This is a genomic window from Streptomyces sp. NPDC043878, from assembly GCF_056435735.1.
In genome coordinates this window covers 80,779-95,530 of the sequence record NZ_JBWKDW010000001.1, presented here as the reverse complement: position 1 = coordinate 95,530, position 14,752 = coordinate 80,779, and the positions used below count along the sequence as shown (strand labels likewise).

Below are 14,752 nucleotides of genomic sequence, written 5' to 3'. Positions count from 1 at the left end.
GGCACCGTAATCTCCACCGAATCTGTACGACCCGTCGACCATGCCCCGCCCCGCCCCCGCCGACGTGCACCGGCCCCACCCCCGCCGCGCCTCGCGGTGCCCCCGTCCCGCGCCGGTCAGCCGCGCCGCGCGGCCCGCTCCTGCGCCGGCTTCCCCGAAGCGGCCGGCGCCGGCTCGCCCCCGTCCGCCGCGGGGGTTTTTACCAGGGCCAGGACCAGCACCCCCGCGACCGTCGCGACCAGCCCCGCGGCCACCGCCGCGGTGTTCAGGCCGGACGCGAACGCGGCACGCAGGGCGTGCTCGGAGACCGCGCCGCGCAGCGCGCCCGCCCCACCGCCCGCCAGGGTGTGCGCCGTCCCGGGCGGGAGGCTCCGCTGCATCCGCGAGGTCAGCACGGTGCCGAACACGGCGATGCCGAGCGCGTAACCGAGCTGCCGGAAGGTGTTCACCGCGCCGCCCGCCATGCCCGCCCGCTCCGGCGGTACGGCGGCCAGCGCGGCGCCCGCGATGCCGGGCGACACCAGACCCGTACCGACACCCACCAGCACCAGGCCGGGGATCAGCGTGCTCGCGCCCGACCCCGCGTCCAGGACCGCCATGCAGAACTGGCCCGAGCCGATCAGCAGCAGACCGCCCCCGATGGTGAGCCGCGCCGGCACCCCGTGCAGCAGCCGCCCGCCGGCCGCGGCCACCACGAACGAGGCGACCGACAGCCACAGGAAGACCAGCCCGCCGCGCACCGGACTCATCCCCAGCAGCGTCTGCAGCCAGAGCGACGTGTACGGCAGGACACCGAACGCGGCGGCGCTGAAGGCGAGCGCCCCGGCCATCACCGCGACGAACCCGGGCTTGCGGAAGAGCCGCAGATCCAGCAGCGGATCGCCGCCCCGCCGCTCCACCACGACGAACGCGGCCAGCGCCACCACCGCCACCGCGAACGAGCCGAGCGTCCCGGCCTCGCCCCAGCCGTGCGACCCCGCCCGCACCGCGCCGTAGGTCACCGCGCCGGCCAGCGTCGCGAAGGTGGCCGTCCCCGCCCAGTCGACGCGGCGCCCGGCGGGACCCCGTGACTCCGGCACCGCCCGCAGCGTCAGCCAGACGGCGGCCACACTCACCGGCAGGTTCACGTAGAAGATCCAGCGCCAGCCCGGCCCGTCGCTGAGCAGCCCGCCCAGCACCGGCCCCACCGCGGCCGCGGCGCCGCTGACCGCGCCCCACACCCCGAGCGCCACCGACCGCTGCCGGCCCTGGTACACCGAGCCCAGCAGCGGCAGGGTGGTCGCGAACATCGCCGCCGCGCCCACGCCCTGCACCACCCGCGCGGCGACCAGCGTCGCCGGCCCGGTCGCCAGCCCGCACCACAGTGACGCCGCCGCGAACAGCACGACGCCCACCACGTGCACCCGCCGCCGCCCCAGCACGTCGGCCGCGGCCCCCACGCCGAGCAGCAGCGCGGCCAGCGCCAGCGCGTACCCGTCCATCACCCACTGCAGATCGCTCAGTGACGCGTGCAGCCCCGCCGCCATGTCCGGCAGCGCCACCACGACGATCGTCACGTCCAGCAACAACATGAACGTGCCCAGGCACACCGCCGTCAGCGGCCCCCATGTACGCATGTCCCCAACTCCCTCACAGGTCGCGCCCGATGAACGGGCGTGCCCCGTACGATGGACGCCGACCGGACGATCGTGGCGGCGAAGGACCTCCGGCCGACGGAATTCGACACCTGGGGACGGCATGCGGCGAAAATCCCCCACATTCGACGGGCTGGACGTGCGTCTGCTGAGCGCGCTGGAGGCCGACGGACGGGCCTCCTTCAGCCGGCTGGGCGAGGTGCTCGGCGTCTCCGACCAGACCGTCGCCCGCCGCTACCGCGCCCTGCGCGCCGAGGGCGGGCTGCGGATCGTCGCCGTCCGGGACGCCGCCCGCCTCGGCCACGACCAGTGGACCCTGCGCCTGCGCTGCGTCCCCGACAGCGCCCTGGCCATCGCGCAGGCGCTCGCCAAACGCCCCGACACCAGCTGGATCGGCATCGCCTCCGGCGGCACCGAGGTCATCTTCGGCACCCGCCCGCGCAGCGCCGACGACCGCGACGACCTGCTCCTCGGCAAACTCCCGCGCACCCCGCGCGTGATGGAGATCCGCGCCCACCAGACCCTGCACCGCTTCTACGGCGGCCCCACCGGCTGGCTCGGCAAGTCGGGGGCGCTCACCCCCGGCCAGGTGGCGGCGCTGCGGCCCGCCCCCGTCACCGGGCGGCCGGCCGCCCGGATCGACCCGGAGGACGAACCGCTGCTGGCCGTGCTGGAACGCGACGGCCGCGCCACCCACCCGGAACTCCAGCGCGCCACCGGCCGCTCCGAGTCCGCGGTCAAGCGCCGGCTCGCCGCGCTGCTCGGCTCGGGGGCCGTCTACATCGACGTGGAGTACCACGCCGAGGCCATCGGCTACCCGGCCTTCGCCTTCCTGTGGATCACCACCGCTCCGGCCGCCCTCCGGTCCGTGGGCGAGGCCCTGGCGGCCCACACCGAGATCGCCCACGCCGCCGCGACGGCCGGCCCGTGCAGCATCGTCGCCACCTCGGTCACCCGGAGCACGGCCGACCTGTACGCCTACCTGAGCGGCCCCCTCGGCCGGCTGGAGGGGGTGCAGCACGTCGAGGTGTCGCTGCTGCTGCGGCGGGTCAAGCAGCTGACGTATCAGCCGCCGTCACGCTGACGCCGCTGGAGCCGGTGCCCGCCGGCCAGGATCGCCGCCGCCAGGGCGTCCGCCGCGCCCTGGGCCGAGGTGGTGCGGGAACCGTGGACGAGCACGAAGTCGACCCGGCCCAGCTCCGGCAGCCCGGACCGCTCCGGCACGCGCACCAGACCCGGCGGGATCAGACCCCGCGAGTGGGCCATCACGCCCAGCCCCGCGCGGGCCGCCGCGATCAGGCCGTTGAGGCTGCCGCTGGTGCACACGACCCGCCACTCACGTCCCTGCCGCTCCAGTGCCTCCAGGGCGAGCGCCCGGGTGATGCCCGGCGGCGGATAGACGATCAGCGGCACCGGCCGGTCCGCGTCCAGCCGCAGGCGCTCCGCGCCGATCCACACCAGACCGTCGTGCCACACCAGCTCGCCGCGCGCGTCCCCGGGCCGCCGCTTCGCCAGCACCAGGTCCAGTTTCCCGGCGGCCAGCCGCTCGTACAGCGTGCCCGACAGTTCCACCGTCAGCTCCAGGTCGACCTCCGGATGGTCCAGGCGGAAGCCCTCCAGGATCTCCGGCAGCCGGGTCAGCACGAAGTCCTCCGACGCCCCGAACCGCAGCCGCCCCCGCACCCGCGCCCCGGTGAAGAACGCCGACGCCTGCTCGTGCACCTCCAGGATCCGGCGCGCGAAGCCGAGCATCGCCTCCCCGTCCTCCGTCAGCTCCACCGAGTGCGTGTCCCGCGCGAACAACTGCCGCCCGGTGGCGTCCTCCAGGCGCCGTACGTGCTGGCTGACGGTCGACTGGCGCAGCCCGAGCCGCCTGGCGGCCCGCGTGAAGCTCAGCGTCTGCGCCACTGCCAGGAACGTACGCAACTGGGACGGGTCGTACACCCCGGCAGGTTATCGCGCAACGTGATGACAGTCAGAGTGGTGTGCCGGATTCCCGATCGCGGGCGGAGGGAGCACGATGGGGAGGGGCCGTCCGGCCCCGCGCCGGCCGACGAACCGGCACCGGCCCGGCCGGGCGAGAGCCGCCCGCCGTACCGCCGCGAGCACGAGCAAGTGGAGCAGTGGAGCACCGTGAAACGCCCGCGACGGCCGAGCCGGCTGCCGATCGACCCCTACGTCCTGCTGCTGCTGGGCACGGTGGGCCTCGCGGCCCTGCTGCCGGCGCGCGGGACGGGCGCCGACATCGCCTCCGGCGCCTCCACCGCCGCCATCGCCTTCCTCTTCTTCCTCTACGGCGCCCGCCTGTCCACCCGTGAGGCGCTCGACGGGCTCCGGCACTGGCGGCTCCACACCACCGTCCTGGCCTGCACGTTCCTCGTCTTCCCGCTGCTGGGCCTGGCCGCCCGGGGATTCGTCCCGGTGCTCCTCACCCAGCCGCTCTACCAGGGGCTGCTGTTCCTCACCCTCGTCCCCTCCACCATCCAGTCGTCCATCGCCTTCACCTCGATGGCCCGCGGCAACGTGCCCGCCGCGATCTGCGCGGGCTCCTTCTCCTCCCTGGCCGGCATCGTCCTCACCCCGCTGCTCGCCGCCGCGCTGCTCGGCAACAGCGGCGGCGGCTTCTCCGCCGACTCGCTCGTCAAGATCGTGCTCCAGCTGCTCGTGCCGTTCCTCGCCGGGCAGCTGCTGCGGCGCTGGATCGGGGGCTTCGTCACCCACCACAAGAAGGGCCTCGGTCTCGTCGACCGAGGCTCGATCCTCCTCGTCGTCTACACCGCCTTCAGCGAGGGCATGGTGCAGGGCGTCTGGCACCAGGTCAGCCCGTCCCGCCTGGCCGGCCTGCTGCTCGTCGAGGCCTTGCTGCTCGCCGTGATGCTGGCGCTGACCTGGTACGGCGGCCGGGCCCTGCGCTTCGGCCGGGAGGACCGGATCGCCCTCCAGTTCGCCGGCTCCAAGAAGTCCCTCGCCTCCGGACTGCCCATGGCGAGCGTGCTGTTCGGGGCACACGCCTCGCTGGCGGTGCTGCCGCTGATGCTCTTCCACCAGACGCAGCTCATGGTGTGCGCGGTGATCGCCAAGCGCCGGGCCCGCGATCCGGTCGACCCGGCCGGTGACGGTGATGCGCGTCGGGCCGGTGGCTCCGGTGGGACCGATGGGCCCGGTGGCTCCGGTGGGACCGAGGGGTCGGGCGCGGGGATCACCGCTCCGGGGTCAGCCGCAGGGTCACGAAACGCGGTCGGTACAGGGAGACGTTCCGGCTGAGCTGCGCCGCGGCTCCGCCCGCCGGGCCCGCCTCCAGCCGTTGACGTCGTAGCTCAGCACCAGCCGTCCGCCGCCGCCGAGGTGGGGATGGACCTGTGGGTTGTACGCGGTGACCTCGCCCGGCGGCAAGGACGCGGTGACGCCTCGCCCCGGCCCGTGCCACGGCCCGGTCGGGGAGCAGGCCCAGTACGAGGTGACGGTCCGCAGGCCCGCGGTCCCCGCCGCCCTGGTGAACAGGACGTACGTCCCCGCCGACCGCACCACCGAGAACGCGCTGCCCACGCCGGTGCGCCGGCCGTCCCCCATCACCGGGCGCGGACGCGCGCCGGCCACCCATCGCAGCCGTTCCAGTACCGCCAGGCCGACGGCTCGCCGATCCTGCCCTCGGGCACCCGCGTCACGTACGCCGACGAGGTGGGCCGGGACGCGGCCCGCCCGTCGTCGCCGCCGAAGACGTACGTCCAGCCGTCCTCCGCGACCAGCGTGGGTCCACGGGGCGTCCCGTGCCGCCCGCCGTGTGCGCGCGCCGAACGGGCGCCGTTCACCGTCCTGTCGATCCGTCTCTCCGGCACGGACGGCTGACGGCGGATAACGTTCCGTCATGACCGCAGCAGGCAACTCCGAGCCCCGACTCGCCCTCGATCCCGCGCGCAGCGCCCTCGTGCTCGTGGACCTGATGGACCGCATCCTCGCCCTGCCCCTCGAGCCCCGCAAGGGTGCCGAGGTCCTCGCCACCGCCGGGGAACTCGCCGCGGCCTTCCGCGCGGCCGGCGCGCTCGTCGTGCTCGTCCGCGTCGAACGGCCCGGGGTCGCCGAACAGCCGTCGGGCAGCGGGCTGGCGGCCGGTCTGGCCCGGGAGGGCGACCTGGAGATCGTGAAGCGGACGATCGGCGGGTTCCAGGGCACGGGCCTGGACGACCGGCTCCGCGCGCACGGCGTCACCACCCTCGTGTTCGGAGGCATCGCCACCAATCTCGGTGTGGAGTCCACCGCCCGCGCCGCCGGCGACCTCGGCTACGACCTCGTCTTCGTCGAGGACGCCATGACCGCGCTCACCGCACCCGAGCACGAGGCGTCGGTGCGGCTGGACTTCCCGCGCCTCGGCTCGGTGGCCAGGGCCGCGGACCTGCGCTTCACACCGGGCGCCCGGGCCGCGGACTGAGGCGGGGCACCGCGGCGCAGGGGGCGCTCCCCGCAGGCCGGGGCCCCGCCGCCGTGCCGCGGGGAATCGTTTCAGCCCTGGGCGTCCGCGGTCCGCAGGGCGAGGCGGTCCTCGCCCGCGTACACGTTCATGGAGGTGCCGCGCAGGAAGCCCACCAGGGTCAGACCGGTCTCCGTGGCGAGGTCCACGGCCAGGGACGAGGGCGCCGACACGGCCGCCAGCACGGGAATGCCCGCCATCACGGCCTTCTGCGCCAGTTCGAACGAGGCCCGCCCCGACACCAGCAGGATCACCCGCGACAGCGGCAGCCCGTCGTTCTGCAGGGCACGCCCCACCAGCTTGTCGACCGCGTTGTGCCGGCCCACGTCCTCCCGCACGTCGAGCAGTTCGCCGTCCTCGTCGAACAGGGCCGCCGCGTGCAGCCCCCCGGTCCGGTCGAAGACCCGCTGGGCCGCACGCAGCCGGTCGGGGAGGCTCGCGAGCAGCTCGGGGTCCACCCTGACCGGGGGAGTGTCGGCGATCGGCCAGCGGGCCGTCGTACGGACCGCGTCGAGGCTCGCCTTGCCGCACAGGCCGCACGACGAGGTCGTGTAGACGTTCCGCTCCAGCGTGATGTCCGGCATCCGCACGCCGGGGGCCGTCCGTACGTCCACCACGTTGAAGGTGTTCACCCCGTCCGCGGTCGCCCCCGCGCAGTAGACGATGTTCTGCAGGTCGGAGGCGGCGCTCAGGACCCCCTCGCTGACCAGGAACCCGGCGGCCAGCGCGAAGTCGTCGCCCGGTGTGCGCATCGTGATCGCCAGCGGCTTGCCGTTCAGCCGGATCTCCAGCGGCTCCTCGGCGACGAGCGTGTCCGGGCGGCTGGAGACCACCCCGTCCCGTATCCGGATCACCTTGCGTCGTTCCGTGACTCGTCCCATGTCCCGATCAGCCCCGGTTCTGTACGTGCTGGCAGCCGAAACGGCCCTTGATGCGGAGGTTGCCGTGGGTCACCGGGTCGTCGTGCGGCGAGGTGCCCTTGACGACCTCATTGTCCTGCACGTGCAGAGTGAGGCTGCCGCCCCCTCCGCAATACGCGCACACCGTGGTCGCCGGGGTCTGCGCCGACTCGTCCCCGGTACCCGCCGCGCGCATGTCGAACTCCGACTCGAGGGACAGGGCCCCCGGCGGGCACTGCACGCCCGCCACCCCATCCCCGCTCCCAGGGAGGCCGCCGATGCCGAACGACAGCGGTCAGAGTCCGCCTGACCGGCGGGGCCTGATCGCCCTCGCCCGGCTGTGAGCGGGACTGCCGCTCGCGTACGGGGTCCACGAGTTCGCGCGGAAGGCGACGCGGCTGTGCACCGGGTGAGGTCCGGGGAGGGCCCGGGCGCCCGGGGCTGTGACGGAAGCCGACAACCCCGGCGCCCGAATCCTGTGACTTCACCTGCCGTCGTACCCGCGAGTCACTGATCAGACTGGTGGATCCCGCTACCCAAGGCAACGAGGGGGACCCCCCATGAACGGCTCGCGCATCGCCGCCGTCGGCCACTACCAGCCCGCGAAGGTACTCACCAACGAGGACCTGGCGCGTCTGGTCGACACCAGCGACGAGTGGATCCTGAGCCGGGTGGGCATCCGGACGCGCCACATCGCCGGCCCCGACGAGCCGGTCGACGAGCTGGCCGGCCACGCCGCCGCGAAGGCGCTCGCGGCGGCCGGCCTGACCCCCGCCGACATCGACCTCGTCCTGGTCGCCACGTCGACGGCCGTGGACCGCTCCCCGAACATGGCCGCCCGGGTCGCGGCCCGGCTCGGCATCCCCTCGCCCGCCGCGATGGACGTCAACGTGGTGTGCGCCGGATTCACCCACGCGCTCGCCACCGCCGACCACACCGTGCGGGCCGGCGCCGCGACCCGGGCCCTGGTGATCGGCGCCGACAAGATGTCCGAGGTGACGGACTGGACCGACCGCACGACCTGCGTGCTCGTCGGCGACGGGGCGGGGGCCGCCGTAGTGGAGGCCTGCGCGAGCGGCGAGGAGCCCGGGATCGGGCCCGTGCTGTGGGGATCGGTGCCCGAGATGGGGAACGCGGTGCGTATCGAGGGGCAGCCCGCGCGGTTCGCGCAGGAGGGGCAGAGCGTCTACCGCTGGGCCACCACGCAGCTGCCGCCCCTCGCCCGCCAGGCCTGCGCGCGGGCCGGGCTCGCACCCGAGGACCTCGCCGCGGTCGTCCTGCACCAGGCGAACCTGCGCATCATCGAGCCGCTGGCCCAGAAGATCGGCGCGGTCAACGCGGTGGTCGCCCGCGATGTCACCCGATCGGGCAACACGTCGGCCGCCAGCATCCCGCTCGCCTTCTCCAAGCTGGTGGAGCAGGGCGAGATCTCGGCCGGGGACCCGGTCCTGCTCTTCGGCTTCGGCGGGAACCTGTCGTACGCCGGTCAGGTCGTCCGCTGCCCCTAGTCGCCCCTGCCACAGGGAACCGGAGAGTGGTGTTCCGCTGCCGCCCGGCGGTGGTGTGATCAGGCCCTCGCATCGTCTCAGTGGCCATTGCGCGCCGTAGACTGTAGACGAAAGACAATCGACACTGGTTGTCCAGTGACCGCGACGCGGCGGGCGCGTGCTCTCCGGGCCGCGGTCGCCCGGCGTCGCCCAGGAGGGGGACCGCGATGTTGTCGCCAGGACTGCCGCAGGGAGCGGTGCCCAAGCTCGAACGGCCCGGTCCGCTGCGCGACCGCGTCTACGAGGCCCTGCTCGAACTCATCACCACCCGGGCCCTGCAGCCCGGCCAGCATCTCGTCGAGAGCGAGCTCGCCGGTCACCTCGGTGTCTCCCGCCAGCCGGTGCGGGAGGCGCTCCAGCGGCTGAACACCGAGGGCTGGGTCGATCTGCGGCCGGCCCAGGGCGCGTTCGTGCACGCGCCGACGGAGGCCGAGGCGGACCAGCTCCTCACCGTCCGTACGCTGCTGGAGGCCGAGGCCGCCCGGCTCGCCGCGGTGAACGCCGACAGCGCCGGCATCGACGCCCTGGACGACCTGCTCGCGCGGGGCCTGAAGGCCGTCGCCTCCGCCGACGTGGACACCGCCGTCACCCTCAACGCCCGCTTCCACGCCAAGGTCATGGAACTCGCCGGCAACGCGGTGCTCGCCGAGCTCGCCGCACAGGTCGACCGCCGGGTCCGCTGGTACTACACGCCGGTCGCCCGGCAGCGCGGACACCAGTCCTGGATCGAGCACCGCGAGCTGATCGGCGCGATCGCGCAGCGCGACGAGCAGCGCGCCACGCAGCTGATGCGCGAGCACACCGAACACACCCGGCGTGCGTACCACGCCCGCGACGATTCCTGACGGGACGTCAGGGTTCCCGGGCGTGACGTTGTTCTCCCCGAAGTAGTCCGCCGTCCTGGCCGCGAAGAGCGGGAAGATCGCCCCGCCGCCGAAGCCGGAGACCATGGAGCGGAACAGGAAGGACGGCATGCTGCCCGTCCGGCCGGAGACCGGCACGCCGAACCGCGCGCTGCCGCGCACCAGACAGACGATGACCAGGGTGTCGCGCCGGCCGCGCCGGTCGGAGATCCAGCCGATCACCCGCGTCCGGTGCCGTTGACGATCGCGCTCGGCGACATCGCCGTGGCGACGATCCCGCCCGCGAAGCCCGTGCCCTTGCCCTTGCCGGAGGGCACCTGGAAGGCGATACCGAAGACAATTCGGTCTGCCGTGCACGGCAGACAGAACCACATCTCCACAGGGGGGAGGGGGCCTCCTCTCCGGGGGTGTACTGCTTGGGCGCCGGTGTGACTGAGCGCTTCAGGGGGCCAGTTGAGCAGCACGGTCGGCCACCGTGTCCGACCTGTGTGAACGGCGGTATGGCGCCCGTCGAGGACCGCTACGCCCTCGGCGAAGCAGGGACGCGCAGGCTCACAGTTCATGTGGAGTGAGCGGATGAAGATCTTGGTACTGGGTGGAACGGCGTGGGTGGGTCGCGAGTTCTCGCGGCAGGCACTGGAACATGGGCATCAGGTGACCTGTCTGGCCCGCGGGGAGAGCGGCGAGACAGCCGAGGGGGCGGTGTTGGTCGTCGCCGACAGGAACGAGCCGTCGGCGTACGAAAGCCTGGCGGGTCATGACTGGGACGCCGTGGTCGAGGTGTCCTGGCAACCGGGATTCGTCCGCGCGGCGCTGGCGGCGGTCGGCGAGCGGGCGGGCCACTGGTCGTATGTGTCGTCGGTCAGCGCATATGCCTCGCATGCCCAGCCGAACGCGGACGAGTCGGCGCGACTGCTCCCGGCGACCGAGCGGGACACAGCCGGCCACGACGAGTTCGGGCAGGCCAAGGTGGCCTGTGAGGAAGCTGCGGCAGCCGCGGTGGGAGACCGGCTCCTCATCGCGCGGGCGGGACTGATCGGCGGCCCCGGCGACCACAGCGGCCGATCCGGGTACTGGGTCGCCCGCGCGGCCCGCGAGCCGCTGGCCCCGCTGCTGGTGCCGGCCTCCCCGGACAGGCCGACGCAGGTGATCGACGCGCGAGACCTCGCGGCCTGGCTGCTCCACTGTGCGGAGAACGGGACGACCGGAACGTACAACGCGGTCGGCCCGATCGTGCCCTTCGGGGAGTGGGTCGCCCGGTCGCGGGAGATCGGCGGGCACACCGGACCGGTGGTGGAGGCGGACGACGACTGGCTGCTCGGGCAGAAGGTGGTGCAGGCCATGGGCCCGGAGTCGCTCGCGCTGTGGGTGGCCGACCCGGACTGGGCCGGCTTCAGCGCCCGCAACGGCGCTGCGGCGACCGCGGCCGGCCTTCGGCACCGTCCCCTGACAGAGATGCTGGAGCAGACCCTGCGCTGGGAGCGGGAAGCGGGTCTGGACCGGCCCCGCAGGGCCGGCCTGAGTGCCGAACGCGAACGCCGACTCCTGGAAGCACTGGGGTGAGGCGAGGCGCCGCGGGGTCCGCGCGGGAGCCAAAAAGCGACGCGCCCCTCTGGCCAGGGGAAAACCAATGCTCAACTGCCCGGCTCGAACGCTCACTGGCCGAATGAAGCGCTCGGTCACCGCCGGCGGGCCCGGCCCGGCGGGCGGCAGGCGGATGGGAACCGTGGTCCGGACCGGCCCGCCGGTGTCGGCCGTGGTCACCCGATGCCCTGCCGGTCCGGGTGGAGGGCGAAGGCGCGGTCCGCGGTCTCCGGCACGGCCCGCTCCACCGCCTGGACCAGCAGCGCGCGCTGCCGTACCAGCGGCTCCCGGCGGTCCGCCGGCACGACCCAGAGGAGATCGTCCATCCCGGCCAGCAGCCGGCGGGTGACCTGCGGACTGGAGACCGCGCATCCCCGGATCTCGGTGAGAGCGAGGTCCACGAGCCGCGTCCAGTCCGGCACGGGCCGTACCAGCCGTACGGCGCCCGTACGGTCCCGGTGCACCACGGCGCCGAGCGGACGCGGCGCCACCGCGGCCAGGAACAGCAGGATGCGGTCCACGGCCTGCACCGCCGTCGTCGGGTCGTTCACGGAGGGCGACAGGGCGCGCAGCGCGATGTCCGTCAACTGGCGCAGCCCGAAGCCGAGATCCTGGTGGAAGGTGCGCTCGGCGCTCACCGACACGAGGGAGTGCGGTGCCGCCGGTCCCTCGCCCGGGACGCCGCCGTGCACCGCGAACACCGGCGTCCCCGGCACGACGAAGTCCCCGATCCCGGGGATGAGCCGCAGCACGATCCCGTGCCGTCGGGCCGTACGGACCAGCCGGGCGATGTTCACGTCCCGCAGCACCCCCGGGCCGCCGCGATGGGTGAGGCGGCCGGTCTCGGGACCGAGTCCGGCCGCCTCACCGGCGGGGCCGGGCGGCGGCAGGTCCGCGACGACCCGCAGCGACTCCGCGGTGATCAGGTCGACGACGTGCCCCACCCGCATCAGCCGCAGCATCGCGTTCACGTACATCACGAACAGGACCACGCTCAGCGCCACCATCAGCAGCGTGAGGACGGACTGCACGACCGGCGTGGAGGACACCAGCGCGGGATCGGGCTGACTGTCGTAGGAGGTGAGGACGAGCAGCGACAGGACGAAGGTGGCCAGGAACACCGCGAAGGTGGCCTTGGTGATCCGGCTCCGCACGAACACCGACACCACACGCGGGCTGAGCTGGCCGGCGGCCATCTGCACGGCGACCAGCGAGATGCTGAAGACGACACCGATGAAGGTCATCATCGCCGCGCTGATCGTGGTGACCACGGTCTTCGCGTCGTCGGCGATCCCGTGCAGAGCGCGTACGGCGGCCTCGTCACCCGAGTCGCGCAGCGCGTTCAGGATCGCGTCGTCCGCCGTCGACCCGGCCGCCCACACGACGCACACCAGGACCAGGGCGACGGTCGGAGCGAACCAGAACGTGTCCCGCAGATGCTCCCGCAGCGGCGACCACGTCCGGGGCCGCCGTCGCCCGGGAGGCGGGCCTGCCGTAGTGTTCCAGTCACCCATGGTGAGACTGTAGAGGTACCTTCGGCTCCGTCCGGGGACCCCCGCCGGGGCGCGGATACGCAGGTGAAAGCCACTCCGAAAGCTTGGTATTGTTGTCCACGTCGCCGCGCGGAACACCTCCGTCCAGGCGGCGGACACCTGGTCCGGGTGGCGGAATGGCAGACGCGCTAGCTTGAGGTGCTAGTGCCCTTTATCGGGCGTGGGGGTTCAAGTCCCCCCTCGGACACCAGCAGTTGACCTATGCGATGCGGGTCGGGAGCAATCCCGGTCCGCATTTCGCTTTTCACGCCCCAGTCCCAAGTCCGGTGTCACGGGGGCGAATGTAGGGTGAATCCAGGCACAACAGACCGCAGGGGGAAGGTGGGCCATGCCCGACGGCCGTAACGCCATGATGTCCCGCACCCGCAGGCCGCCCCGGGCGCAGGCGGCCGCCGGCCCGTGGTGGCGGGTGCGGGGCGAGGGGTGGCTCGCGGTCGTGGCGGCCGTCTTCGTCGTCGTCCAACTCGCGCTCGTGTCACCGGCCATGGGCCTCGGCTGGGACGAGGCGGTGTACGTCAGCCAGGTCAGCCCGCACGTACCGACCGCGTTCTTCAGCGCGCCGCGCGCCCGCGGGGTCCCGCTGCTGGTCGCGCCGGTCGCGGCCTGGTCGACATCCGTCACCCTGCTGCGGGTCTACCTCGCGGTGCTGGCCGGCCTCGGCCTCTTCCTCGCGCTGCGCGCCTGGCGGGGCCTCTTCCCGGTGCGGGTACGCGCCGTCGCGGGCGGCCTGTTCGCCTCCCTGTGGGTGACGACGTTCTACGGGCCGCAGGCCATGCCGAACTACTGGGTGGCCGTCGGCGCCCTGGCCGGCGCCGGCTGCTTCCTGCGCGCTCAGGCCGACCCCCACGACCGCGGGGCGCTCTGGGGTCTCGGCCTGAGCGCCGCCCTGATGGGCTGGATGCGTCCCACGGACGCCGTCTGGGCGGTGCTGCCCCTGCTCGTCCTGCTGGTGGGTGTACGACGGATGCGGCGTCCCGCGCCGGCGGCCGCCCTGCTCACGGGACTGGTCGCGGGCGCGGCCGAGTGGGTGATCGAGGCGTACGTCTCCTACGGCGGCCTCGGACAGCGGCTGTCCGACGCCTCCCGGATCCAGGGCGGCCTCGGCTGGCACGTCGCCGTCGTGGACCAGGTGCGCAGTCTGGGCGGGCGGGCGCTGTGCCGCCCCTGCGAGGGGCCCATACCCCATCCCGCCGTCACCCTGTGGTGGTTCGCGCTGCCACTGTTCGCCGCCCTCGGGCTCGTGATCGCCGTCCGGGCCCGCCGCGCCGAGGCGACGCTCGTGCCGCTGGCCTGCGCTCTCACGCTGGCCGTCCCCTACCTGTTCATGATCGGGTACGCCGCTCCGCGCTTCCTGCTGCCCGCCTACGCGCTGCTCTCCCTCCCCGTCGCCGACGCGCTCGTGCACCTGGCCGGCGTGACGGGGCGGGTGCGGCGGCCGGTCGTCGTGGCACTGCTGGCGGTCGCCGTGGCCGGACATCTGGCCGTGCAGTACGTGGTGCTGGAACGCACGGTCCGGCGCACCACCGCCGCGCACGAGGACTGGGCGCGCACCGCCGCCGGACTGAACCGGCTGGGCGTGAGCGCGCCCTGTCTGATCACCGGTTACGAGAACATCCCCATCGGGTTCTACGCCGGCTGCTCGTCCGGATCGACCGGCGGCCACAACGCCAACACCACGGCGAAGGAGATCCGGCGGGCGGCCCGGCACCTGCCCGTCGCCGTCCTGGTGCCGCCCGGCGGCCACCGGCCCCACTACGCCCGCTCCTGGACCCCCGACAAGGTCACCGGCCTGCGCGTCTACCTCGCCCCGGGGACGGGACGGCAACCGCGACGCTGAGCGCCACGGCGGCCGACCTCGATGCCGCGCAGGCAGGCCGGGGTTGACGCGGATGGTCGCTCCGGTCGCCGCGTACGCGGCGACCGGGGGCGCAGCCGCCCTGCGGGGCCGGTCGCCTCGGCCGCCTTGCCGGTCGCCTCGGCCGCCTTGCCGGTCGCCTCGGCCGCCTTGCCGGTCGCCTCGGCCGCCTTGCCGGTCGCCTCGGCCGCCTTGCGCGCCCGGGTGGCCCAGGCCGCCCTGCCGGGCCTCTCACCTCGGCCACCCGGACCGTCCCGGCCGCCCCCGTCGCCCCGCGCCCCGTCCCCGCTCCCGCCGCTCCACGCTCGGAAAACCCGGTGCCCCGTCCGCCCGGGCTTCCCTACACTCACGA

General features: G+C 74.0%; 11 protein-coding genes, 1 tRNA gene and 3 pseudogenes. 8 read left to right on the top strand and 7 right to left on the bottom strand.

Translation table 11 applies throughout. The features are described from left to right. Positions 1 to 116: 116 nt before the first annotated feature. Entirely contained in the window at positions 117 to 1,616 is a 1,500-nt protein-coding gene (locus AC07AZ_RS00420) for an MFS transporter (protein WP_478842192.1), read from the bottom strand. Positions 1,617 to 1,737: 121 nt separating this feature from the next. Here AC07AZ_RS00420 and AC07AZ_RS00415 point away from each other — a divergent pair, with 121 nt between their 5' ends. Beyond that, positions 1,738 to 2,718, top strand: coding sequence for an Lrp/AsnC family transcriptional regulator (locus tag AC07AZ_RS00415; RefSeq protein WP_478842190.1), 981 nt, complete (start codon positions 1,738 to 1,740; stop codon positions 2,716 to 2,718). Here the strand turns inward: AC07AZ_RS00415 and AC07AZ_RS00410 are convergent. After that, the gene (locus AC07AZ_RS00410) at positions 2,700 to 3,578 is read right to left on the bottom strand and encodes a LysR substrate-binding domain-containing protein (RefSeq protein ID WP_478842188.1); all 879 of its coding nucleotides are present in this window, start codon (positions 3,576 to 3,578) and stop codon (positions 2,700 to 2,702) included. The genes AC07AZ_RS00415 and AC07AZ_RS00410 overlap by 19 nt on opposite strands. Before the next feature lie 216 nt (positions 3,579 to 3,794). On the opposite strand from AC07AZ_RS00410, the gene AC07AZ_RS00405 reads away from it, so the two are divergent. After that, positions 3,795 to 4,898 carry a bile acid:sodium symporter family protein gene (locus AC07AZ_RS00405; protein WP_478843395.1) on the top strand — a complete coding sequence of 368 codons (1,104 nt, stop codon included), beginning with the start codon at positions 3,795 to 3,797 and terminating at the stop codon, positions 4,896 to 4,898. Here AC07AZ_RS00405 and AC07AZ_RS00400 read toward each other — a convergent pair. Further along, a pseudogene (locus tag AC07AZ_RS00400) lies at positions 4,834 to 5,389 on the bottom strand (DUF4185 domain-containing protein); the annotation flags it as partial. The gene AC07AZ_RS00405 and the pseudogene AC07AZ_RS00400 sit on opposite strands and share 65 nt — an antisense overlap. A 110-nt stretch (positions 5,390 to 5,499) precedes the next feature. Between AC07AZ_RS00400 and AC07AZ_RS00395 the strand changes: the two are divergent. Next, positions 5,500 to 6,060, top strand: a complete 561-nt coding sequence (locus AC07AZ_RS00395; protein ID WP_478842186.1) for an isochorismatase family protein — start codon at positions 5,500 to 5,502, stop codon at positions 6,058 to 6,060. Between the two features lie 71 nt (positions 6,061 to 6,131). Here the strand turns inward: AC07AZ_RS00395 and fdhD are convergent, their stop codons facing one another. Together fdhD and AC07AZ_RS00385 are read right to left on the bottom strand one after the other, a co-directional pair. Then, positions 6,132 to 6,980, bottom strand: coding sequence for a formate dehydrogenase accessory sulfurtransferase FdhD (gene fdhD / locus AC07AZ_RS00390; RefSeq protein WP_478842184.1), 849 nt, complete (start codon positions 6,978 to 6,980; stop codon positions 6,132 to 6,134). A 7-nt stretch (positions 6,981 to 6,987) separates the two neighbouring features. Continuing rightward, positions 6,988 to 7,233: pseudogene (locus AC07AZ_RS00385) on the bottom strand (2Fe-2S iron-sulfur cluster-binding protein); the annotation flags it as partial. Positions 7,234 to 7,558: 325 nt separating this feature from the next. Between AC07AZ_RS00385 and AC07AZ_RS00380 the strand changes: the two are divergent. Both AC07AZ_RS00380 and AC07AZ_RS00375 read left to right on the top strand, forming a co-directional pair. Next, positions 7,559 to 8,506 carry a beta-ketoacyl-ACP synthase III gene (locus AC07AZ_RS00380; RefSeq protein ID WP_478842182.1) on the top strand — a complete coding sequence of 316 codons (948 nt, stop codon included), beginning with the start codon at positions 7,559 to 7,561 and terminating at the stop codon, positions 8,504 to 8,506. A 206-nt stretch (positions 8,507 to 8,712) separates the two neighbouring features. Next, positions 8,713 to 9,390, top strand: a complete 678-nt coding sequence (locus AC07AZ_RS00375) for a GntR family transcriptional regulator (RefSeq protein WP_478842180.1) — start codon at positions 8,713 to 8,715, stop codon at positions 9,388 to 9,390. A gap of 23 nt (positions 9,391 to 9,413) precedes the next feature. Here the strand turns inward: AC07AZ_RS00375 and AC07AZ_RS00370 are convergent. Then, positions 9,414 to 9,835, bottom strand: a pseudogene (locus AC07AZ_RS00370) (MFS transporter); the annotation flags it as partial. A gap of 149 nt (positions 9,836 to 9,984) precedes the next feature. Between AC07AZ_RS00370 and AC07AZ_RS00365 the strand changes: the two are divergent. Further along, positions 9,985 to 10,971, top strand: coding sequence for an NAD-dependent epimerase/dehydratase family protein (locus tag AC07AZ_RS00365; RefSeq protein ID WP_478842178.1), 987 nt, complete (start codon positions 9,985 to 9,987; stop codon positions 10,969 to 10,971). Between the two features lie 197 nt (positions 10,972 to 11,168). On the opposite strand, the gene AC07AZ_RS00360 is transcribed toward AC07AZ_RS00365, so the two are convergent. Further along, complete coding sequence (locus AC07AZ_RS00360; RefSeq protein WP_478842176.1) at positions 11,169 to 12,506, bottom strand: DUF2254 domain-containing protein; 1,338 nt, start codon at positions 12,504 to 12,506, stop codon at positions 11,169 to 11,171. A 141-nt stretch (positions 12,507 to 12,647) separates the two neighbouring features. Here AC07AZ_RS00360 and AC07AZ_RS00355 point away from each other — a divergent pair. Both AC07AZ_RS00355 and AC07AZ_RS00350 read left to right on the top strand, forming a co-directional pair. Continuing rightward, a tRNA-Leu gene (locus AC07AZ_RS00355) sits at positions 12,648 to 12,735 on the top strand. A 138-nt stretch (positions 12,736 to 12,873) separates the two neighbouring features. Continuing rightward, entirely contained in the window at positions 12,874 to 14,382 is a 1,509-nt protein-coding gene (locus AC07AZ_RS00350) for a hypothetical protein (RefSeq protein ID WP_478842174.1), read from the top strand. Positions 14,383 to 14,752: the final 370 nt, after the last annotated feature.